Origin of the sequence: Posidoniimonas corsicana (assembly GCF_007859765.1) — a bacterium.
Classification (GTDB): domain Bacteria; phylum Planctomycetota; class Planctomycetia; order Pirellulales; family Lacipirellulaceae; genus Posidoniimonas; species Posidoniimonas corsicana.
Genome location: NZ_SIHJ01000001.1, coordinates 2,119,247 through 2,139,445, shown reverse-complemented (window position 1 = coordinate 2,139,445; position 20,199 = coordinate 2,119,247). Strand labels below are relative to the sequence as shown.

At 68.7% G+C, this 20,199-nt stretch carries 19 protein-coding genes; 5 read left to right on the top strand and 14 right to left on the bottom strand.

Features of this window, described 5'->3' with window-relative positions; all coding sequences use genetic code 11:
- Positions 1-7 precede the first annotated feature (7 nt).
- The 6 genes from KOR34_RS08145 to bcp all read right to left on the bottom strand — a co-directional run bounded on the left by KOR34_RS08145 (position 8) and on the right by bcp (position 6,506).
- Positions 8-1,258, bottom strand: coding sequence for a polysaccharide pyruvyl transferase family protein (locus KOR34_RS08145; RefSeq protein ID WP_146563851.1), 1,251 nt, complete (start codon positions 1,256-1,258; stop codon positions 8-10).
- Between the two features lie 55 nt (positions 1,259-1,313).
- A complete protein-coding gene (locus KOR34_RS08140) occupies positions 1,314-2,756 on the bottom strand; it encodes a Coenzyme F420 hydrogenase/dehydrogenase, beta subunit C-terminal domain (protein WP_146563849.1) in 1,443 nt (480 codons plus the stop codon).
- A gap of 52 nt (positions 2,757-2,808) precedes the next feature.
- Complete coding sequence (locus KOR34_RS08135) at positions 2,809-4,347, bottom strand: lipopolysaccharide biosynthesis protein (protein ID WP_197531252.1); 1,539 nt, start codon at positions 4,345-4,347, stop codon at positions 2,809-2,811.
- Positions 4,348-4,849: 502 nt separating this feature from the next.
- Complete coding sequence (locus tag KOR34_RS08130; RefSeq protein WP_146563845.1) at positions 4,850-5,251, bottom strand: hypothetical protein; 402 nt, start codon at positions 5,249-5,251, stop codon at positions 4,850-4,852.
- Between the two features lie 242 nt (positions 5,252-5,493).
- Positions 5,494-5,910: a hypothetical protein gene (locus tag KOR34_RS08125; protein ID WP_146563843.1), complete on the bottom strand. Its 417-nt coding sequence runs from the start codon at positions 5,908-5,910 to the stop codon at positions 5,494-5,496.
- 113 nt (positions 5,911-6,023) lie between these two features.
- Positions 6,024-6,506, bottom strand: coding sequence for a thioredoxin-dependent thiol peroxidase (bcp, locus tag KOR34_RS08120; RefSeq protein WP_146563841.1), 483 nt, complete (start codon positions 6,504-6,506; stop codon positions 6,024-6,026).
- Between the two features lie 312 nt (positions 6,507-6,818).
- Between bcp and rsfS the strand changes: the two genes are divergently transcribed.
- Positions 6,819-7,175 (top strand): ribosome silencing factor, encoded by a 357-nt coding sequence (gene rsfS, locus KOR34_RS08115; RefSeq protein ID WP_146563839.1) that lies wholly within the window; start codon positions 6,819-6,821, stop codon positions 7,173-7,175.
- Positions 7,176-7,254: 79 nt separating this feature from the next.
- Positions 7,255-9,216 (top strand): arginine--tRNA ligase, encoded by a 1,962-nt coding sequence (argS, locus tag KOR34_RS08110; RefSeq protein ID WP_146563837.1) that lies wholly within the window; start codon positions 7,255-7,257, stop codon positions 9,214-9,216.
- Positions 9,217-9,321: 105 nt separating this feature from the next.
- Here argS and KOR34_RS08105 read toward each other — a convergent pair whose 3' ends face one another.
- From KOR34_RS08105 to KOR34_RS08090, 4 genes are all read right to left on the bottom strand, one after another.
- Positions 9,322-10,362, bottom strand: a complete 1,041-nt coding sequence (locus tag KOR34_RS08105) for a PIN/TRAM domain-containing protein (protein ID WP_146563833.1) — start codon at positions 10,360-10,362, stop codon at positions 9,322-9,324.
- 130 nt (positions 10,363-10,492) lie between these two features.
- Positions 10,493-11,590 (bottom strand): dGTP triphosphohydrolase, encoded by a 1,098-nt coding sequence (dgt, locus tag KOR34_RS08100; protein WP_146563831.1) that lies wholly within the window; start codon positions 11,588-11,590, stop codon positions 10,493-10,495.
- 125 nt (positions 11,591-11,715) lie between these two features.
- Positions 11,716-12,165, bottom strand: coding sequence for an acyl carrier protein (locus tag KOR34_RS08095; RefSeq protein WP_146563830.1), 450 nt, complete (start codon positions 12,163-12,165; stop codon positions 11,716-11,718).
- A gap of 602 nt (positions 12,166-12,767) precedes the next feature.
- Positions 12,768-14,279, bottom strand: coding sequence for a sulfatase-like hydrolase/transferase (locus KOR34_RS08090; RefSeq protein ID WP_146563828.1), 1,512 nt, complete (start codon positions 14,277-14,279; stop codon positions 12,768-12,770).
- 115 nt (positions 14,280-14,394) lie between these two features.
- On the opposite strand from KOR34_RS08090, the gene KOR34_RS26570 reads away from it, so the two are divergent.
- On the top strand, positions 14,395-14,565 hold the full coding sequence (locus tag KOR34_RS26570; protein ID WP_197531251.1) for a hypothetical protein: 171 nt from the start codon (positions 14,395-14,397) through the stop codon (positions 14,563-14,565).
- Positions 14,566-14,796: 231 nt separating this feature from the next.
- On the opposite strand, the gene KOR34_RS08085 is transcribed toward KOR34_RS26570, so the two are convergent.
- From KOR34_RS08085 to KOR34_RS08075, 3 genes are all read right to left on the bottom strand, one after another.
- On the bottom strand, positions 14,797-15,336 hold the full coding sequence (locus KOR34_RS08085) for an HIT family protein (RefSeq protein WP_146563826.1): 540 nt from the start codon (positions 15,334-15,336) through the stop codon (positions 14,797-14,799).
- Between the two features lie 212 nt (positions 15,337-15,548).
- The gene (locus KOR34_RS08080; RefSeq protein ID WP_146563824.1) at positions 15,549-16,142 is read right to left on the bottom strand and encodes a hypothetical protein; all 594 of its coding nucleotides are present in this window, start codon (positions 16,140-16,142) and stop codon (positions 15,549-15,551) included.
- Positions 16,143-16,217: 75 nt separating this feature from the next.
- Positions 16,218-17,207: a hypothetical protein gene (locus tag KOR34_RS08075; RefSeq protein ID WP_146563822.1), complete on the bottom strand. Its 990-nt coding sequence runs from the start codon at positions 17,205-17,207 to the stop codon at positions 16,218-16,220.
- A 318-nt stretch (positions 17,208-17,525) separates the two neighbouring features.
- Here KOR34_RS08075 and KOR34_RS08070 point away from each other — a divergent pair, with 318 nt between their 5' ends.
- Together KOR34_RS08070 and KOR34_RS08065 are read left to right on the top strand one after the other, a co-directional pair.
- Positions 17,526-18,146, top strand: a complete 621-nt coding sequence (locus KOR34_RS08070; protein ID WP_146563820.1) for an ATP-dependent Clp protease proteolytic subunit — start codon at positions 17,526-17,528, stop codon at positions 18,144-18,146.
- A gap of 23 nt (positions 18,147-18,169) precedes the next feature.
- Positions 18,170-19,498, top strand: coding sequence for a hypothetical protein (locus tag KOR34_RS08065; RefSeq protein WP_146563818.1), 1,329 nt, complete (start codon positions 18,170-18,172; stop codon positions 19,496-19,498).
- Here the strand turns inward: KOR34_RS08065 and KOR34_RS08060 are convergent.
- Complete coding sequence (locus tag KOR34_RS08060; protein WP_146563816.1) at positions 19,495-20,157, bottom strand: hypothetical protein; 663 nt, start codon at positions 20,155-20,157, stop codon at positions 19,495-19,497. The two genes, KOR34_RS08065 and KOR34_RS08060, sit on opposite strands and share 4 nt — an antisense overlap.
- Positions 20,158-20,199 lie beyond the last annotated feature (42 nt).

Sequence of the window (20,199 nt, the reverse complement as noted above, 5' to 3'; positions counted from 1 at the left end):
CCACGCGTCACCCCCTCCCGCCACTGCTGAGGACCTCTTGGAAGAGGTCGTAGTTCGACTCCGACAGGCGGCGCACTTCGGGCAGCTTCGCCTCCAGGGTCTCGCGGAGCTTCCCGCGGTTGTCCCACGCGTTCTGGAATGTTTCGACGGCGCCAGCCCCTTCGCCCCGCAGGTACTCCTCGAACGGGACGATCGCGCCGTCCTCCCGGGCGCTCGCGCCGAGCAGGTCGCCGATGATGCCGTCGGCCTTCACGGAGTAGCGCACCACCATGGTTGGCGTCGCGGTTGAGACGCCCGCGATCGCCGCGTGCATGCGTTCCGCCACGTTCAGCGTCGCCGCCGCGATCAGCCCCTTGAAGTCGGCTGCCGAGTGGTCGCCCCAGGCGACGCGGATGCGATCGTCTTCTAACGCGTCGACGATCTCCTCAGCGAGGATCAGGTCGTTGTTCTTGGGCAGGGTCTCCTGCACGTGCGGGATCAGCAGCACCTGCGCCCCCAGCTCATCAAGCACGTGCCGGACCAACCGGCCGAGCACGGCGAGGTGCGTCTGAGCCGTCTCGGCGCCGCTGGTCGTCAGCCCTGGGAACCTGGCGATCCCGCGGCTCATCGCGATCGTCACGTAGGGCGCGGCGGGGTCGACGCCGTACCGACGCAGGAGCCTCTGCACGCGGTCTTCCCCGGACGGCTGCAGCAGGAACGCGGGGTCGGCCGTGAGGTGCACCCGGTCAGACGGCAGCCCCAGGTCCTTCGTGACATAGTCGTAGGACCTGCTCTCCCGCACAGTGATCAGCGACACGGCCTTGGCCACGGAGCAGAAGTGGTTGCGCTGCTCGTCGCTCTTGAAGGGCCCCACCGACTGCGCGAGCATGAACGTGGCCTTGCCGGCCTTCTGCGCGACCTTCAGCGGCTCGAGGTGCATGCGGAAGTCGCCGTAGTCGGACGAGAAGTTGTCGCCGCCGGAGGCGATCACCGCGTCCGCGGCGCGGATCGCGCTGATCGCCCTGGCCTCTGAGCGGAAGACGCGCGGCGCGATTCCGGCGCCCACCCGCCGGACGGGGAGCGACCGAACCTTCCCAATAAACGGGTCGAGCACGAAGGCCGCGTCGACATCGCGGGTTTCGTCGTAGGCCGGCTGCCCGCTCAACACCGTGACCTCCCCCCCGGGGAAGCGCTTGTGGAGCTCCGCCACGCTGGGCGCGATGAGCGCTTCGACGCCTCGGTTCCTGAAGCCGTTGCAGCCAGACAGAACGATCGACATGGTGTTTGGGTGCTTCTCGATGGTTGGGATTCGTTTAGGGAACGCCGCCCGCCGCCTAACTCAGCAGGCGTCTGAGCCGCGCCTTGGCGGCTCCGATGACTCGTTGGTGGAAAGGCTTCTGATAAAGGGCGCGGTACCGCGATTCGACCGGTCGGAACCACTCGAGGAAGCGCTCGAACCGACCGCTTTCTCTCGCCTTTCGGAAGGCTTCACGACCGCCGCTTACGATCTCCATCCGCAGCTCAAAGATCGCCTTCTGGCGGGCGTCCATCCCCCGGTCCGACGGCTCGACCCGCTTGGCCGGGGACCACCGGCCCTGCCGCTGACGCAGCCACAATCGGTAGGCCAGCCCAAGGCGTCGGTGCCTGAAGCCGCCCGCCTGGGATCGCGCCACGTCGGCGGCGGCCAGGGGAGTGAACTGCAGCTTGCCGTCACGCACGCCCCGCTCGACGATCTCCCCGAGTCGGGCGTTGCGCACCACCACCACATTGGCGCCGCGTGCGTCGTCCTCGAAACCAGGCAGCCACGCGTCGCCGATGGAGATGTCGGCTGTCTCTCCGACGACGTCGTCGCACATGTCGCACGCAGGGTACTTGAAGAGGCCGATTCCCCAATCCTTGGTGACCAGTCCCTCCATCGGCCGCACCAGCTCCTCGCCGCTTCTCGTGCTGACGCGCACGCCGTACTGGCTGGCCTTCCGGCCCTCGAGCTTGTGCCGGAAGTCGATGCCCGCCAGCTCGCCCGGCGGAACGCCCATCTCCCAGGCGATCGCGTCGGCGAACGCCGCGCTCTTCAGGTGCCCACACACAATCGCGACGCAGTACGCGACCCGCGCGGCCAGCTCTTCATTCTCCAGGGCCAGCCGCCGCACCGCTTTGATGAAGCAGGGGATCCCCACCACCGCGTAGCGGCCGGGCGTGGCGATCATCTCCGCCAGCACCTGCGACATCTCAACCGGGTAGTAGCGGGACTTAGCGCCCTGCCGAACCTCGGCCGGGGTCCGTGAGATCGCGTAGGCAAACTTCGCATCGCCGTCGGATTGCGTTTGCTCCTTCACGTGCACCACGCCGTCGACCTCGCCCGAGCTCAGCAGCTGGGTCACGATCCAGCTCCCCATGCCGCCCGAGCTCCCACGGTCGCGGAAATCGCCTTCGGCGACAGCGCCGGCGTAGCAGGCGCGGTAGTAGCCGATCTGATCGTCCCGCGCCGTGGCGGGCGATCCGTAGAGGGACGCCGCGATCGCGTCCTCGTCCGGCCCGTCGCCGGAGAAGGGGCAGACCACGGCGAACTTGGGGTCGTCGGCGTCGGCGCCGATCGCCTGCAACTCGCCGTAGGGGTTCAGCTCGATATGGTGCAGCGTCGGCGATGCCGCCGCGCAGGCGCCGCAGCCGATGCAGCAGCCGCTGGCCACGACCTGCTGGCGTGTGACGGCCGCGGCGAGACCGCCGCTAGGCGACTCGCTCGGGGTGTGGTTCGGCGGTTGCTGCTTGTGATTCATGGCCCGGCCTCCGGATGCGCCGCGTCCGTTCCGCTCCCGCGAAGCGATGCGTCTACCGACTCCCCCCAGGCCAGATCCCGTGACGGAGCTTTGCTTGCGTCTGGCGGAGGCTCGCCGCCAGCTCCCGGGCCGCCGTCCTGCCTACCTCGGTGCTCAGCACCGCGATCGCCCACGCGACCGCTGCGCACCCGAGCGAGATCAGCAACAGCCGCACCGGCGGCGCTTGCGGGAGCGCAAGCCGGACGCCGCCGGTCACCAACGCCACCGCCAGCGGCGCGGGCGCCACTCTCCACATGAGGTTGACTAGGTCGCGTGCGCGAACCTGACCGGACCTGCCGATCATCCAGAAAGCCAGCGGCAGGCACGCCAGGTTGAAGACCAGGGCGTACGCCTTCGCCACCCCGACGGCGCCGAAGGGCGCCCCCGCCACAAACGAGCCGGCGACCAGCAGCGAGTGGATGCACCCCCACCGCAGCATCTCGCGGTCTCGCCCTTGGCTTATGAACAGCCATCCGACTGAGGCCGAGAGGGTCTGCCACAAGGCGGCCACCGACAGCCACTGCAGGATCGGCCCGGACGCGGCGAAGTCCTCGCCGAGATAGACAACCGCCACCCAGGGGGCGGCGACGCCGATGTAGGCCATCATCGGGCACGCAATCAGCAGGATCCGCTCCATCGTCCACGTGTACGCCCGCCGGTAGCGTTCGGGTTCTCCGGCGAGGCGGCTTAGTGCGGGCACCACCACGCCGGTCAGGGGGCTGTTGATCTGCTGCAGCGGGATCATCATCAGGCGGTACGCCCGGTCGTAGAAGCCGAGCGCAGCGCCTCCCCACCACCACCCGATGAGCAGGTTGTCGAGGTTCCGCGCGAAGTAGTTCACGAAGTTGAAGCCCGTCAGGTTGGCGCCGAACGTGACCAGGCCACCGGTTCCCGCTTCCCGTGCGGGCCACCCCGGCCGCCACGCGCAATACCACCACAGCAGCACCAGACGCACCGCCGCTGAGACCAGCGGGATGAGCACCAACGCCCAGTAGTCGAGTGCGGTGTCGCGGAACCGGAAGGCCCACCCGACCGCGGCGACCTGCGCCATCGCCATCGAGGCGACGTTGGCGACCGCCAACTCCTTGAACTGCATCGCCCGCCGCAGCAGCGCCTGGTGCTGGACTGCCAACCCGCTGAGCAGGTAGGAGAGCGCCAGCGCGCAGGTAATCGCGGTCAGCCTGGGCTCGCCGTAGAACCACGCGATCCCTGGCGCCAACGCCGCGACCACGACGGCGATGGCCAGGCCGAGCGCCGACGACAGCCAGAACAAGTTGGTGACCTGCCGGTGGGAGATCTGGTCGCGCTGGACGGTCGCCATCGACATCCCGGCGTCGACAAACATCGCGGCGAAGTTCGTGAAGAACGCCACCATCGCCAACAGGCCAAAGGCCGTCGGGTCGAGCAGCCTCGTCAGGATTGGGACCGCCGCGAGGCCAATGGCGATGCGAATCACCTGCCCGATGCCCGAGACAACCCCGCCCCGCACGGTCTTGCCCTTCAGGTCCTGGCGTATCGCGTCGCTGCAGAAGTAGTCGACTTGGCGGGGCACGTGCGAGGGCCGCGGGACAGCCAGATAGAGGGAAGTCGGGAGAAGCGGAGGGGCAGAAACTCCATGCTACACGACCCCCCAGGGGGCGACGAGTGATGGGGCTTGGGCCGCCGGCGGGAAACCTGGGCGGCGGCGCCGGCTGCAACGGTGAAACCGGATACACGGCGGCGGCCGGGCGCCGCGGGCGCCACCAACGGCGGCAATTTCAGGGCGGATTTAGCGGGAAACCGGCCACTATCTGCGGTCCAATAGGGGCAGGTGAGGGGGGATCCCTCGCGCTTTGGGGCCACGACCGACGCGTCAATCGATGATCGGTCGAGTCGCGTGCCCGTTTAGTCCCCTCTCACCACACCGACAGGACAAAACCCTCCTGCTGCCTATTTGGTCGTCTGCCGCAAGCAACCTCTGTGTAAGGACTTAGGGGAAACAGACCGGCTCTCTAAGGTGGGGTTTTGTCCGCTCCGGTGAGAAAATCGGACAAAACTCGGGGCCCGAAGACTGACTAGCCGCGTACGGTCAGCACGCGGCCGGCGGATTCGTACCAGCCGAGCTTGCTGAACAGCGTGCGGTCGAGCTGCACGTCGAGCTCGAACCGGCCAATGTGCGGGTCGTCGAGGGTCAGACGGACGAACCGGAAGGAGAGTGGCTGCTCGTGGTAGAAGCAGAACCCGCGCTCGCTGAGGTCCTTGCCCACCACCGTAAGCGATGGGCCGGCGGGCGGGCCGGGTCGGCCGCGGCCGAGGTCCACCAGCGGGGTCATCTTCATCAGGTAGGGGGCGGCCACCCGGGTCGCGCGGCGGCGATCGACCTGCGGGGTCAGCGCCCGGATGAGTCGCTGCCGGGCGGTGGGTGGGGCGTGCGCAACGTGCGCGGCGGCCGGGAGTGCGGCGTCGGTCGTCAGCATCGCGTGCCTGGGGTTCGAGGGAACCGGACAATGGTGGCGCGGCGGCCCGGGCGCAACGAAAAGCAGAGTGAGGGCCGCGAGGAGCAGAACCGGCGGACGGCGGGAGGGGTCCGCACGCAGCACCGTTGCTGAAGCGTAGCCCGCGGGGCGTGGTTGGCAAACGCCGTGGTGCGGATTGTCAGACGCGGGAGCACCGGCGGTCCGGCGGGACCGCCAGAAGCAGCACAACCCTACCCCGGTCCCTACTCGGGCACGGACATCAGCCACCAGGCGAGCAGCGGCATGGTCAGGGTGCCCAGCAGGATGGCGCCGACGTACAGCATGTCGGTGCGGCGGGCGGTGCGGTCGTAGACGATCTCGATCTGCCGTTGCTCGGTTGCGCGGCGGAGCTTGGGCGCGACGGCGGTCTTGGCGGTGTCGCTAGCGATCTGGTCGAGCAGGGTCGCCGGCGGGGTGGAGTCGCCCCAGTAGCCGGGCAGGTCGCGGGTCTCGGACGGGGGGATGGCCTCCTGGAACAGGTGCTCGGCGGGGCGGAGCGCCTCGGCGATCCGCCAGCAGTCCAGGCAGCCATCCAGGTGCTGCTGAACGTGGAAGTCCTCAGGCGATCCGGAAGGGAAGGGCCCGCGGGTCAGGACGTTGAAGACTTGGTCACAATTCATGAGAAGGCCCCCCGGCGTCACGGAGTTGCCGAGCCATACCAGATAAGAACAGCCTCCCGCCTAGCCCCCGAATCTACCGGATCGACACAACCGGCTGCTAGAGCGAAATGGCCTTATTTCGGCAGTTCGCCCAACGCGTCGAGGACCTGCTGATCGTGTCCATCCACCTTAACCCGTTTCCATACTTTGGCCACCTTGCCAGCCGCGTCAATCAGAAAGGTGCTTCGCTGGACGCCCATCGACTTCTTCCCGTACATGTTCTTCTCCCGCCAGGCGCCGTATTTCTCGGCGATCTTGTGGTCCGGGTCCGCGAGCAAGGGGAAATTCAGCTTGTACTTGTCGCGGAACTTCTCGTGACTCGCGACGTCGTCCGGGCTGACGCCGAGCACCACGGCCCCCAGCTTGGCGAGAGGCTTGGCTTGGTCGCGGAAGGCGCACGCCTCGCGGGTGCAGCCGGGGGTGTCGTCTTTGGGGTAGAAGTACAGCACCACGGGCTGGCCCTTCAGCGCGGTCAGCTGAACCTTTTCGCCCGCGTCGGATGTCAGTGTGAACGCTGGCGCTTTGTCGCCAGCCTCGACCCAGGGAGTGTCGCTCATGGGGTGTTTCCTTGCATATCAGAGCGGGATTCGTTCGTTGGGCCGCCGGCGCTGAGCCGGCCGGCTTCGTCACTAATGGATTCTAGCGGGGTGGCAACCGCCCGCGAGGCGCCCCGGGCCGGCCCCCAACCGGGTGGCGCCGCCGTGCCCAGCCCCGCTCGTTGCCGCTCAGAGGCGGCTCGCTGCCCGGCGGAACACGGGGTAAACTGGGCGATTCCACCCAGAGCTCGCCCCTCGCTACGCGACTGGAGCCCCGCCATTTCTGACGAACTATCCATCGAAGAATCCCAGCGCCGGAGCCTCGAGCTCGCGATGGCCGCCGCCAAGGCCGCCCACGACAACCGGGGGACGGACATCGTGCTGCTGGACATGCGCGAGCTGACGCCGGTGTTCGACTACTTCCTGCTGGTCACCGGCTCGAGCCGACGGCAGCTGCACGCGATCAGCGAAGAAATCGACCACGTGCTGGAGCACGACCTGGGCGACGCCCGTATGGGCATCGAGGGCTACCGTGAGAGCCGGTGGATCCTGCTGGACTACGGCAACCTGGTGGTGCACATGTTCGACGAAGAGGTCCGCGGCTTCTACGCCCTGGAGGAGCTCTGGTCCGGCGCCACGCGCGTGCCGCTGCCGTGGGACGAGCCCGCAGACGAGGCGGAAAAAGAATAGTAGAGCTTCCGTTCGCGGCGGGGCCGCAACGCTTCACGCGGCCGCCATGGGCATTTCGCCTCCTGCCAATTGCTGAGTCATGAATCTGCTTCGCGAAATCCGTACCCGCTTCTCGACGGCGCTCAAGCCGCTGGCTGACGATCCTGCGCCGCTGCTGGAGTTGATCCTGCCGAGCAAGGACGCCAAGTTCGGCGACTACCAGGCCAACTGCGCGATGCCCCTCGCCAAGCAGTTGGGCCGCAAGCCGCGCGAGGTGGCGGACGAGATCATCGGCCGGCTCGACCTGTCCGACATGTGCGACCCGCCGGAGGTGGCGGGCCCCGGGTTCATCAACCTGCGCGTGAAGGACGCCTACCTGCTCGAACAGCTCGCGGCCGCCAGCCGCGATGCCGAACGGCTGGGCGTGGAGCAGACCGATGCGCCGCGGACCATCGTGCTCGACTTCTCTTCGCCGAACGTCGCGAAGCCGATGCACGTGGGCCACATCCGCTCGACCGTCATCGGCGACGCGCTCGCCCGTGTGCTGCGGTTCCTCGGCGACCGGGTGATCACCGACAACCACATCGGCGACTGGGGCGCCCAGTTCGGCATGATCATCTACGGGTACAAGCACTTCGTCGACGAGGCGGCGCTCGCCAAGGCGATCGTTCCCGAGCTGACCCGGTTGTACAAACTGGTCAACCAGCTGATCGAGCACCACGACGCGCAGCGTCGCGGCATCCCCGACCTGCGGGCCAAGATCGCCGAACGCGAGGCCGGGCTCGCCGAGCTGGAAGCCGTCGAGCCGACCGGCGACAAGAAGGCCGACAAGCAGGCTGCCAAGAAGCTGAAGGCCGCTCAGGCGCAGCTCGCGGGGCTGCGGGGCGAGCTGGCCTCACTGGAAGAAAAAGTGGCCGCCGTGGAAGGCGACCCGAAGCTCGCCAAGCTGGCCGCCGACCACCCGAACATCGGCAAGGACGCCATCGGCGAGACCGCCAAGCTCCACGCCGGAGACGCCGAGAACCGCGACCTGTGGGACCGGTTCCTGCCCGCGTGCCTGGACGAGATCAACGCCACGTACGACCGGCTCGGCGTCACATTCGACCACACGCTCGGCGAGAGCTTCTACCAGCCGCTGCTGGCGAAGGTGGTCGACGACCTGGCCGCCAAGGGCCTGGCGACCGAGAGCGACGGCGCGATGTGCGTGTTCACCGAGGGCCACGAGGCGCCGTTCATCGTCCGTAAGCAGGACGGCGCGTTCCTCTATGCCACGACCGACCTGGCGACCATCCAGTACCGGATGAACGAGTGGGCGCCCGACGCGCTGCTGTACGTGGTGGACCACCGGCAGAGCCAGCACTTCGACCAGCTGTTCGCCACCGCCCGCAAGTGGGGCTACGAAGACTTGGAGCTGCAGCACGTCGCGTTCGGCACCGTGATGGATGAGAAATCCCGGCCGTTCAAGACCCGCACCGGCGCATCGGTTGGACTGATGAGCCTGCTGGACGAAGCGGTTGACCGCGCCCGGACGATCGCCGACAAGAGCGAGGTGCTCACGTCCGAAGGCGAGCGGCAGGAGGTGGCCGAGCGGATCGGCATCGGCGCCATCAAGTACGCCGACCTGGCGCACAACCGGACCAGCGACTACGTGTTCAGCTACGACAAGATGCTCGCGATGAACGGCAACACCGCCGCGTACATGCAGTACTCGTGCGCCCGGGTGCGCGGGATTTTTTCCCGCGGCGGGGTCGACATCCAGGCGCTCCGCGGCGCCGGCGCCAAGATCCAGTTTTCCGCTCCGGCCGAGCGGGCGCTGGGCGTTGCGCTGCTGCGATTCTCCGAGGCGCTCGAACGCGTGGCGGCCGACTATCGCCCCAACCACCTGACCGCCTACCTGTTCGACCTGGCGAGCTGCTACTCCGAATTCTTCGTCAACTGCCCGGTGCTGAAGGCCGAGTCCGACGAGCTGCGCGACAGCCGACTGCTGCTGTGCGACCTGGTGGGGCGGACGATCGAGCTTGGCCTGGGGCTGCTTGGCATTCGTACCGTGGAGCGGATGTAAGCGGTCTGAACAGCCGACGGATTACATCCGTCGGATGCCCACCGGCTTGGCTTACGCCCAGCATCTCCGATGGATGTAATCCATCGGCTGCTTTGGTAGCCGCCGCTACGCCGCCCCACTCACGCGTTCGAACTTCGCGAACACCATCCGGCCGGCGCTGGTCTGCAGCACGCTGGTCACGACCGAGCTGACCTGCTCGTTGATGTGGTCGCGGCCGCCGTCGATCACGACCATCGTGCCGTCGTCCAGGTACCCGACGCCCTGGCTCGACTCCTCGCCTGGCTTGATAATCCGCACGTCCACCTTCTCGCCCGGCAGGAACACCGGCTTGAGGGCGTTGGCGACGTCGTTCAGGTTCACCACGCCGACGTTCTGGAGCTTGGCCACCTTGTTCAGGTTGTAGTCGTTGGTGACCACCTTGCCCTCGAGGTGCTTGGCCAGGATCACCAGCTTCTGGTCGACCGGCTGGTCGCCGAACTCGGGCAGCTCGCGGTCGAAGATCACCAGCTCCACGTGCTGGTCGCTCCGCAGGCGGTTGAGGATGTCCAGCCCGCGGCGGCCCTTGCTGCGGCGGAGCTTGTCGCTCGAGTCGGCGATCGCCTGCAGCTCGGCGATGACGAACTGCGGCATCACCAGCTGGTTGTCGATGACGCGGGTCTCGACCAGGTCGGCGATGCGGCCGTCGATCACCACGCTGGTGTCCAGCACCAGCGGCTTGACCCCCTTGAGCTGCTTGGCGAACTCGACGTAGGGGATGATGAAGCGGAAGTCGTTGCGGGTCTGCATCAGCACGCTGGTGCACGCGTAGCAGAGCACCATGCCGAGGATCAGCGAGATCCAGGTCGAAGCCTCCGACGCGCCCGACGGCAGCACCGGGCTGATCGCCAGCTTCGAGACGTACGTCAGGAACAGCCCGATGATCAACCCGAAGTAGACCGACGTGATCACGTCCAGCCGCTTGCGGCGGGACACGACGTCGATCGCGATGGTCGCGACCGCCAGCAGCATGATCCCGGCGAACGCCAGCGCCGGCAGCGTGGTCGGCCAGCCCTCGTCCTCCCCCGGCAGCGTGCCCGACCGCACGAGCTGAGCGCCCAGACCCGCGGCCACCATCAGGAACACCAGGCGGAGTATCAGCAGGGCCATGCGGTGTTCCGGGGACAGCGAAATGGGTAAGGCGGCCGCGCGGGCCGCTCAACGGAGGACCTCTAGACGCTCAATTGTACCCCGCCGCGGTCCGGGACGCCTACCTTAAATGCCGCTCCGGCGGCCGCCGCTACAGCGACCGGAACGCCTCTAAAGCGTAACGATCGGTAATGCCGGAAAGATAGTCAGCCGCCGCGCGGGGCTCGTCGCCCGGGTTCGACTGGCGGTAGTGCTCCGGGATCCGCCCCGGGTCGGCCACGCAGCGGTCGAACAGCTCGCCGAGCGCCGCGGTCGCCTCCATGCGGTGCGAGAGCACCAGCGGGTGCCGGTACACGCGGTCGAACAGGAACCGTTCCAGCTCCCGCTTCTTGCCGGCCACCCCGCGCGACACGGTCGCCACGATGGGCGCCGACCGGGCCGCGTCGGCGCTCGGCAGGTCGAGCTCCTCCAGGCGCTGCTGCGCGACGCCCAGCAGGTCGCTCACCTGCCAGTCCAGCAGCTCGTGGATGGTCGCGCGGCGCAGCTCCAGCGGCGTGAGGCTGGCGTACCGGTCCTCCACCCGCCGGGCCGCCTCGTCCCACAGCGCCAGCTCGCGCAGCTCGCCCAGCTCCAGCAGGCCGAGCTCCAGCGCGTCGTCGGCGTCGTGCGCGTCGTAGGCGATGCTGTCTGCGGCGTCGACAATCTGCGCCTCGATGGTCGGGCTCCGCAGGCTGCCGTCGGGCGTCTTGTCGGCGCGGCGGCGCTGGCCCTCCAGCACCTCGAGCGTCAAATTCAGCCCGGGGAACTCCACGTACCGCACCTCGAGCAGCTCGAACAGCCGCAGCGCCTGCGCGTTGTGGTTGAAGCCGCCGTGCCCGCCTTCCGCGCCGCCGAGCCGCTCGTCCAGCAGGTCCTCGCCGGCGTGGCCGAACGGCGGGTGGCCGATGTCGTGCGCCAGGGCGAGCGCCTCGACCAGGTCCTCGTTGACGCGAAGCGCCCGGGCCATGGTCCGCGCGAGCGACGCCACCTCCATCGTGTGCGTCAGGCGCGAGCGGTGGTAGTCGCCCATCTCGCCGGTGAACACCTGCGTCTTGTGGCTCAGCCGGCGGAACGCCGAGCTGTGCACAATCCGGTCGCGGTCGCGCTGGTAGGGAGAGCGGTAGCGGTGCGGCGGCTCCGGGTGTACGCGTCCGGCCGAATCCTCCGGGTGCATCGCGTAGGGCGCCAGCGGGTCGGACTCGAGGATCATGGGTGGGGGCGTGCTAGCAGCGCGGCTGGGGGGAGGGTTGCGACGGGCGCGCGACCCCGGCCGGCGTGCGGCCGCGGGCGCAGCACCCACCCTTTACCATAGGGCGCCCCAGCGTCACAGGCTAATCAATCCCCCGCCGGCCGCTGCTTCTCGATCAGCAGCCGCAGGGCGTCACCCACGGTGCGGATCTGCTCGACCTCCTCGGTGGACAGCCGCGTGTCGGCCCCCTGCTGCTCGAGCTCGTCCTCCAGCTCCATCACCAGCTCCACGCGGGCGAGCGAGTCGTCGGCCACGTCGCTGATCAGGGTGTCCGGCGCGACCTCTTCCGGTCCGACGCCGAACGCCTCGGACAGGCGGTGGCACAGCCGCTCGGCCTGCTGCGATCCCTCCCGCAGCAGGCAGCCGCAGGCGGGGCAGGGGGCGTCGGGGCCGGCGGCCGCGAGTTTGATCTGGTGCTCCGCTCCACACACCGCGCAGCCAATCGGCGTCGCACCCTTGGTGCGGCCGGCTGGCACGGCGAGGTCCCGGTCGAACGCGGCCGTGGCCGCCCCGACGGATCGATCCGTTTCGTTCATCGTAGCGCCAACTCCATAGCTTGGGGACAACGCGGTCTTGGCAGGTCCTTCTTAAACGCTGACCGGCCGCTGTTGTTACAACCGCCGCCAGAGCCGCGCTTGTTGCGGGTGCCTGGGAGTTTTGTCCCTTTGTCCGACATCGATTTTTAGGGACTAAAGTCGGCCCGTTTTGTCCCCCCTCAATCCACGCCCGCTCTGCAATAGCAGGGTGAAACTCGCACGGCGGTGGACAAAAGTCGGCGACTTTTGTCCACCGCTGCGCGCCATAGGGACAAAACTAGCACCCGCGACCCCCTCCCGAACAAGCACCAGCCCCCCGCCAACAGGGCTAGAAAGACACTGACGAGCTCTATTATTTGACCGCGCTGGGTGGCCGGTTTCGACAGGATTCCGGCGAGAAACCGGAGCGAAAAACGCCCGCGTACTAAGGCCTGACGGCTAGGCGATCTGGACCACCACACCAATCGGGCGGGCGCCTCGCTCGATTGGTCGCGACCCAACCAACAACCGCCGCCCTTCGCGCAACCTGCGCTGGGAACGATCAGCGCGCGGGCCACTGCTCCCGCGGGTTCGCAACGGTCCGGTCGCTTCGCTACTCCCGCCTACCGACCACCGTCGGGCGTGGATCGCAGCCGCTTCAAGAGCGCGCGCATCTGTTCGACGCGGTCGGGGTGGTCGGCGGCCACGTTGTGCTGCTCGCCGGGGTCCGTTTGCAGATCGAAGAGCGCGCCGGGCGGGTCGAACTTGTGGCTCCGCCAGGGGCCGAGTCGCTCGCGCGACTGGCCCGGCGGGACGAACTTCCACCGGCCCTGACGCAGCGACAGCCCACCTGCCTGCTCCACCAGGTGGGGCCTGCCGACCGCTTCATCGCCGAGCAGCGCGGGCAGCTGGTCGCGGCTGTCCGGCAACGCCCCCGGCGGAACTTCTCCGCCCGCCAGTGAGACCAGCGAAGCGGCCCAGTCGACCTGCCCGACCAGGGCCCCGCTCTCGGAGCCGGGCGGGACGCGGCCGGGCCACCGCACGACGGTCGGCACGCGCGTGCCCCCCTCGAACTTCGAGTACTTGCCGCCCCGCAGGCCGCCCGACGGCCGGTGGTCGCCCAGCAGCTCGTTCGCCTGGTCGACGTAGCCGTCGTCCAGCACGGCGCCGTTGTCCGACGAAACAATCAGCAGCGTGCTGTCCGCCAGGCCGGCCCGCTCCAACGCCTCGACGACCTGGCCGACGCACCAGTCGAGCTGCGCGATGGCGTCGCCCCGTGGGCCGCGGCCGGTGGAGCCGGCGAACCGCGAGTGGGGCACGCGGGGCACGTGGATGTCGTGCGTGGAGAAGAACAGGAAGAACGGCGCCTCACGCTGCCGCTCAATGAAACCGACCGCCTTGGCGGAGAGCACGTCGGCCATGTCCTCGTCGATCCACCGCGCGGACTCGCCGCCGGTCATGAAACCGATCCGCGAGATTCCATTGACGATGGCGTCGGCGTGGCCGTGTGAGGGCTTCATCTTCAATCGCTCGGGGTGGCTCACGCCGGTGGGCTCATCGCCTACTGGCCGGCCGTACCGCACGGTGATCGGGTCCGCCGGGTCGAGGTCCACCACCCGATTCTCCTCAACGTACACGCACGGCACGCGGTCGCCGGTGGCCGGCACCAGGAAGTGGTAGTCGAAGCCGACCGCCTCCGGGCCGGGCGCGACGCGGCCGTTCCAGTCGATCGGACCATCGCCCAGCCCGAGGTGCCACTTGCCGACCACGGCGGTGTCGTAGCCCGCGTCGCGGAGCAGCGACGGCAGCGTCGCCGAGCCGGGGCGGATAATCAGGTTCGCATCGCCCGGCTGGATCCCGGTCCCCTTCTGGCGGAACGCGTACGAACCGGTGAGCAGCGTGTACCGCGACGGGGTGCAGGTCGCCGCCGAGCAGTGGGCGTCCAGGTGCCGCAGCCCCTGCGTGGCCAGCCGATCGATGTTGGGCGTAGCGACCCGACCGCCGTAGCACGAGACATCGCCGTAGCCCAGGTCGTCGGCGTAGATCAGCACGATGTTGGGCGGCGGATCGTCCGCGGCGAGAACCATCGCGGGGCACGCCAACAGCAACAGGGCGAACGAGAAGCGTCGAGTCATGGCTGCCTGCACCTGCGTAAGATGAGTTCGGGACCCGCCCTATCCTACGCGGCGAACGGATGGCGCCGCAAACTGCTCATTCCATCCCACGCTTAGTCTGAAGCGATTCCTAGCTATGAATTGTAGGACCAAGAATGAGTGCGATGAGTCCTGCCAAGAGTCCAAGGGAAAGCACCCCCGCTACCCACGGCGGTCGTCGACGTTGCGGCCCGAACGCGAGAACGCCAAAACCTACAAGGCTTGCCCCCGGGCCAAGGATGGTCGCGTCTACGGCGAGTACCGCTAGGGTCGCCGCTTTCGTGAACCCCAGCCTTCCTGAAGTCTGAAATGCAATAAGGAGAAACGCGGCTATCAACAGGTAGGCAACGCCCACGACGCCAACCGAAGACCACAGGAGCACGTCGGAAACGCTCCGATGAGTACGGTCGGACGCCTTCCTAGGTGGCGCCCAATCGTTGCTCCGTGGTGACTCCTACGGGTTCTGGTCCATTGCGGCGCGCCTTCCCCCTAAGCGTAGTCAATCGCAACCACACAGCACCCGCCACAGCTCATCGAGCGCCTGCGGGATCACCCGCGCGCCGGCGGTGGTGCTCATGAAGTTGTGGTCGCCCGGCCAGCGGGGCACCAGGTGCCAGTGCAGGTGCCCGGGCACGCCGGCGCCGGCGATCTGGCCGAGGTTCAGGCCGATGTTGAATCCCTGCGCGGCGAGCCGCTCGGTGAGCTGCTGCTTGGTTTGAGCCAGCGTGTGCATCAGCTCCAGGTGCTCGTCGTCGGTCAGCTCGCCCAGGTCGGCCACGTGCCGCAGCGGCGCCAGCAGCAGGTGGCCGTTGCTGTAGGGGTAGCGGTTCAGCACGCCCTGCGCGTGCGCGCCGCGGAAGAACACCAGCAGCCGCTCGTTGGCCGTGGGCTGGTCGTCGTACTCGGCCGCCGCGCGGCACAGGAAGCAGTCGTGCTTGGCGCCGTCCCGCCATGACGAGGGCGCCGGCGGCGCCGGCTCTTTCTGCTGGCCCTTGATGTAGCTCAACCGCCAGGGCGCCCACAGGCGTTGCTCGTCCATTCGCAAGTAAGACCGTTCTAAGTGGGAACCACTAAGTCACGAAGGCACGAAGGAATCCGATTGTCGGCTGACTCTCCTGCGTTCGCAGGCAGCACAGGGGGACGGTAGTCCTGACAATCACCTTCCTTGATACGAACCGACGAGCATCCCACTCGCAGCTCCGTCGCCGTTCACCTAGTGTCTTCGCGCCTTCGTGGTTAACAACACGCCGCCTACTTCGCTTTCACGCCCTTGAGCATCGTCAGGAACGCGTCCTTGTGCTTGGCGACCACCTTGTCGGGTCCGACCAGCTTGAAGAAGTAGTTGCCGGAGTCTTTGGTCTCGACGATGGCGGCCAGCACGCGGTAGTCCTTCTTCTCGACCTTCGGGCCGAACGGGCCGCGGGGGCTGTCGAGGTAGTCGCCCGCCAGGTCGACCCAGTGGGCCTTCATGCCGTTGACCTCCAGGTCGTGCAGCTCGCCCGGCTTGCCTTCTTCGGGCTGCGCGAGCTTCTTGAACTGGCCGATCCAGCGGTTGACGTTCTGCTCGATCGAGCCGCCGGAGGCCATCACGGTGAAGCGGGCGGGCGCGTCGACCTCCTTGATCGCGACCGCGAACTCCTGCTCGATGATCCGGTTGCGGGGCTTCACCTGCTTCCAGTCGGCGGGGGCGGGCATGACGAGGTCGCCATCGGCGAGCGGCACCATGACGGGCGGCTTCGGCTTGGCCGCTGCGGCGTCCTTTGGCTTGGGGGCGGCCGTGTCGGTCTGGGCGTGCGAGAGGCCGGGGAGGATCAGCAGGGCGGCGAGCAGCAGGTGCTTGAGCATCATTGCGATCGGCGGTTTGAGGGGGAGAGCAGGGCAGGGGGTCAGTGACTCATCGTACCAGAACCGCGGCCGGGGCTACTGGGACATCTCGCCGTCCATCGCGTCGTCCATGATCGGGTCGCCGGGCATCGCCCCGTCGTCTTCAAGCTCGTCGGCGTCGACGTCATCGGCTTCGGCGTGGGAGGGCTGCTCGGGGGGCGGCGCGACGTCCTCGGCCGGCGTGGCCGGGGTGGCGGCCGGCAGCGGGTCGTCCGGCTGGGTTGGGCGGTTCAGCACGATCGCCATCGCGACTCCCATGCCGATCACCAGCACCAGCAGGAGCACCGCGACATAGACTTGGCGTTTCGCCGCGCGGCGGCGCTTCTCGACGTAGCGGCTGGCGACCGACTCCGGCTTGGCCTCCTCCGCCGGAGGCTGCTTCTGCAGCGAAGGGAAGTCGCCCGGCGCGGAGGTGGGCAGCTCCGCGCGTGCAGCGCCGACGGTCCGCCACTCGGGCCACCCGGTCCGCCAGATGTGGGCCTCGTCGATCAACAGCCCCGCTGTTTGCCAGCCGACCACCTCGGCCGCGGTGGCCGGGCCGAGCTGCTCGCCGGTCGCGGTCTGCAGGTGCCACTGCGCCTGGGGCGCGGGCGTGGGGGGCGGTGGCGGGGCGTCAGCGGTTGGCGGGGGCGTGGGAGCCGGTGCGGGCGGCGGGGAGGGCTGCTCCGGGGCCGCCGCCTCGGCGGGGGCGGAGTTCGCCGGTGGCGAGGCGGGCCGCACGGGGCGCGCCTTCGGGATCGCCTTAGGTCGCGCCTTCGGGACCTCCGGCTGGGGCGCCAGGATGCTCTCGCCGCGGACAGAGGACTCCGGGTCGAACGCCGGCTGGCCGGGCTGCGTGCCCGCTTGCGGGCGGGCCTCGCCCTGCTGCTCCGCAGCAGCGGCGTTGTCTGGCGTGCTAGCGGCCTGGGGGGCGGGCGTTGGAATCTGCACCCGCGCATTGCACTCTGGGCAGAAGCCGTGCTGGCCAGCCAGTTGCGTCTTTACGTGCAGCTTGTGCCCGTTAGGGCACTGAAACCGGATTCCCATAGCGGCGGGTTGAGGTTGCAGATTGAGCGGAACTCCTTTGCCAGTATAGCCATGCAGCCGGCGACGCGTCGCCGGCGGGCGCCCGAATCCCCATTGCCCGCCCGGCTGGCGCGGTGATACCGTTTAGTCCTCCTGGGAAAACAAGGATTCCTGCCGGGGCCGGTTTCGATTGCTGGTGTCAGGCGGGGCTAATCCGTAGACTGGGAGTTGCGGACCATCGCACGGGCAACCAGCGGCTGGCCCTCTTTGATACGCCTTTCACACTGACGCACTACTCGCGCCCGGCCTGCCGTTTCTTCCCCCAAGACCCAACGCACTATGGATCAAGACACCGAGCAAGAGGGGCCGCTTGAGATCGCAATCGTCGGCGACCTGACCGACAACGAGAGCGAGCTGACCGAGAAGCTGCTGGGAGTTGAGCCCGGCGGCGAGTGCCTGATCTACTTCGACTCGCCCGGCGGCAGCCCCTACTGCGCGATGAGCCTAATGACGCTGATCCGCATCCGGCGGATCCGCGCGACGGGCGTCGTGACCGGCGAGTGCTCTTCGGCGGCGCTGTGGCCGTTCGCCGCGTGCGAGCGCCGGATCGTCACGCCGTACAGCGTGCTGCTGTTCCACCCCATGCGGTGGCAGAGCGAAGAAAACGTCGGCCTCGCCGAGGCCGCCGAGTGGGCCCGCCACTTCGGCCAGCTCGAGCGTGAGATGGACGACCTGCTGGGCGACCTGTTCGGCGTGTCGCGCGAGATCATGGCCGAGTGGATCAGCCCCGGCCGCTACGTGTCGGGCGGCGAGGTCGCGGAGGCGGGCATGGCCGAGCTGGTCCGCTTCAACGAGCTGCACAAGATCAACGAGGTCTTCGACCGCAGCGAGGACGCCGCGAAGCGCCCCGCGGGCCGGCTGAAGGCCCACATGCCGGCGGAGGGCCGCCGCGCGAACTGAGGCACGCGTCCCCGGAGGTCAGGATGACCCGCTTTGTCGCATCGCGGCGTGGACGCCCGCCGCTCTCGGCCGCCTGGCTCTGCCCGCTGGCGGCAGCCTGCTGCCTGGCCCTCGGCTGTGGCCGCTCGGGCGAGGACCTCGAGTCGAAGGTGCTCCGCGCCGCCAACCTTGAGGGCGCCCGCCGGTCGAGCCTGCCGGAGCTGGTCGACCTGGTGACCCAGATCGAGAACAGCCACGAAGCGCCCGCCGATCTGTCCGCCGACCCGGTCCCAGACGACGTCAACGCCGCCGCGGTGCTGGCGTCGGAACTCACCGACGCGGTCCGCCTGCGGATGCTGCCTCAGCTTGAGGTGCTGCTCACGTTCGAACGCGGCCGGCCTTCTGACGAGCAGCTCGCCACCGCGGCCGACCTGCTGCGGGACGAGGCGCCGCTGGTCGACCTGGTTCGCCAGGCCTCCGCGAAACCCAGGTGCGCCTCGGGCGTGCGGTTCGAGCGAGGGTTCTTCGACCGGTACCGCCTGCTGGACGACGCCACCCTCGCGGCCCGCCTGCACCTGGTGGCCGCCCACGTCGCGCTGGCCGACGGCGACCGCACCGCCATGCTGGACGAGCTGGGCCTGGCCGCGAAGTGGATCAACTGGCTCGCGCAGGAGCGTCGGCTCGAGCCGCGGCTGCTCGCCGCGCAGCTGCGGAGGCAGTGGTTCGCCGCGGTCGCGGTTGCGCTCGCCAAACCGGCGCCGAACCGCGACTACGTGGCGGTCTTCGACCAGCTCCGCGGGCAGCTACGCACGTGGCCGTCCGACCGCGACGCGCTGGTCGGCGACCGCGCTATCACGCTGCACGCGTACGAGGCGATCCGCCTGGGTCTGCTGGACCGCGTGATCACGATCGACGAGAAGAAGAAGCTGAGCAAAGACGGGAGGCTCGACGAGCTCCGGGCGATGGACCAGTCGGCCATCGACCAGGACGAGCTGACCTACCTGAAGACCATGACCGCGCTCGTCGACCTGGCCGACGACCCGTACCACCGGCGGGTAGAGGAGATGTCGGCCGTGCTCGCGCAGGCGGCGCCGGACTCACCGGCCGCCGCCCGGGCGCCGCTCGCTACGGGTCTGTTCCTGGTCGGCGTCGGCGACGCCATCGAGGCGCTTGCGCGGGACCGCGCGATTACCGAGGGGTGGCTGCTCACGCTGGCGAGCGCAGCGGACTTCGACCTGCCGCCGTACCGCATCAGCCCGCTCACCGGTCGGCCCTACGAAGCCGCGCGCGACGCGCAGGGCGTCGTGATGCAGCTCAACGACCTGTCGGCGCCCAACCCACGAGTCGCCGCGCCGCTCGACGGGGGCCGCTAGGTCGACAACGCGACCGGCTCGGCGCGCAGCCGGCAAGCGAGCGCCAGCGCGGCGTCGGCGGTCAGCTCGCTCGGCGTGATTGCGAGCGATATCCGCGAGCGGCGGATCACGCCCTTCTCCATGAACAGGTCGAACAGCCGCCACCGCGTGCCGACCGCGCCCTCGGCGTCGGTCCCGGGGGAGGGCGGCAAGGGGTTCATGTCGCCCGGGTAGGGGGTCTCAATCAGGGACCAACCGCCGTCGGCCGCGGCGGCAAGCCGGCCGACTATCCCGCCGTCGGATAACTCGGTTAGCCCGGGCGCGTTGAGCGTTGAGCCCACTTCGAACACGGGGTGCGTGTCGAGCTTGTGCGTGCGAACCGACAGCGTCAGGCTGACAACCAACGCGTCGGACGACGATTCGCACCGCCAGTACGCGTCGGTGTGGAAGGGAAAGCCTTCGCCGGGTCCGTACAACAGCACCAGGTCGGCGCCGCGGGTGTAGGCCTCGCTCAGCTTGGGCGCCACATGCCCGACCGGCGCCCAGGACCAGAGGGGATCGGCGACGGATGCCGCGCCGTTGAACGCGAGCCTACCACCGGCGACAGGGTCTGAGGGCGCGAGAGAGAGTGAGAGTTCGCTGCCGGTGAAGACGGCTTCGTCCTGGCCAAGCTGCCACACGTTGGTGATGCTCCTCCGCGGTACGCAGCGGCCACGCGGGGC

Bases quoted from the DNA above. Each gene is read 5' to 3' on its own strand.
- KOR34_RS08145 (WP_146563851.1), bottom strand. From the start codon at position 1,258: ATGTCGATCGTTCTGTCTGGCTGCAACGGCTTCAGGAACCGAGGCGTC.
- KOR34_RS08140 (WP_146563849.1), bottom strand. From the start codon at position 2,756: ATGAATCACAAGCAGCAACCGCCGAACCACACCCCGAGCGAGTCGCCT.
- KOR34_RS08130 (WP_146563845.1), bottom strand. From the start codon at position 5,251: ATGCTGACGACCGACGCCGCACTCCCGGCCGCCGCGCACGTTGCGCAC.
- KOR34_RS08125 (WP_146563843.1), bottom strand. From the start codon at position 5,910: ATGAATTGTGACCAAGTCTTCAACGTCCTGACCCGCGGGCCCTTCCCT.
- bcp (WP_146563841.1), bottom strand. From the start codon at position 6,506: ATGAGCGACACTCCCTGGGTCGAGGCTGGCGACAAAGCGCCAGCGTTC.
- rsfS (WP_146563839.1), top strand. From the start codon at position 6,819: ATGGCCGCCGCCAAGGCCGCCCACGACAACCGGGGGACGGACATCGTG.
- argS (WP_146563837.1), top strand. From the start codon at position 7,255: ATGAATCTGCTTCGCGAAATCCGTACCCGCTTCTCGACGGCGCTCAAG.
- KOR34_RS08105 (WP_146563833.1), bottom strand. From the start codon at position 10,362: ATGGCCCTGCTGATACTCCGCCTGGTGTTCCTGATGGTGGCCGCGGGT.
- dgt (WP_146563831.1), bottom strand. From the start codon at position 11,590: ATGATCCTCGAGTCCGACCCGCTGGCGCCCTACGCGATGCACCCGGAG.
- KOR34_RS08095 (WP_146563830.1), bottom strand. From the start codon at position 12,165: ATGAACGAAACGGATCGATCCGTCGGGGCGGCCACGGCCGCGTTCGAC.
- KOR34_RS08090 (WP_146563828.1), bottom strand. From the start codon at position 14,279: ATGACTCGACGCTTCTCGTTCGCCCTGTTGCTGTTGGCGTGCCCCGCG.
- KOR34_RS26570 (WP_197531251.1), top strand. From the start codon at position 14,395: ATGAATTGTAGGACCAAGAATGAGTGCGATGAGTCCTGCCAAGAGTCC.
- KOR34_RS08085 (WP_146563826.1), bottom strand. From the start codon at position 15,336: ATGGACGAGCAACGCCTGTGGGCGCCCTGGCGGTTGAGCTACATCAAG.
- KOR34_RS08080 (WP_146563824.1), bottom strand. From the start codon at position 16,142: ATGCTCAAGCACCTGCTGCTCGCCGCCCTGCTGATCCTCCCCGGCCTC.
- KOR34_RS08075 (WP_146563822.1), bottom strand. From the start codon at position 17,207: ATGGGAATCCGGTTTCAGTGCCCTAACGGGCACAAGCTGCACGTAAAG.
- KOR34_RS08070 (WP_146563820.1), top strand. From the start codon at position 17,526: ATGGATCAAGACACCGAGCAAGAGGGGCCGCTTGAGATCGCAATCGTC.
- KOR34_RS08065 (WP_146563818.1), top strand. From the start codon at position 18,170: ATGACCCGCTTTGTCGCATCGCGGCGTGGACGCCCGCCGCTCTCGGCC.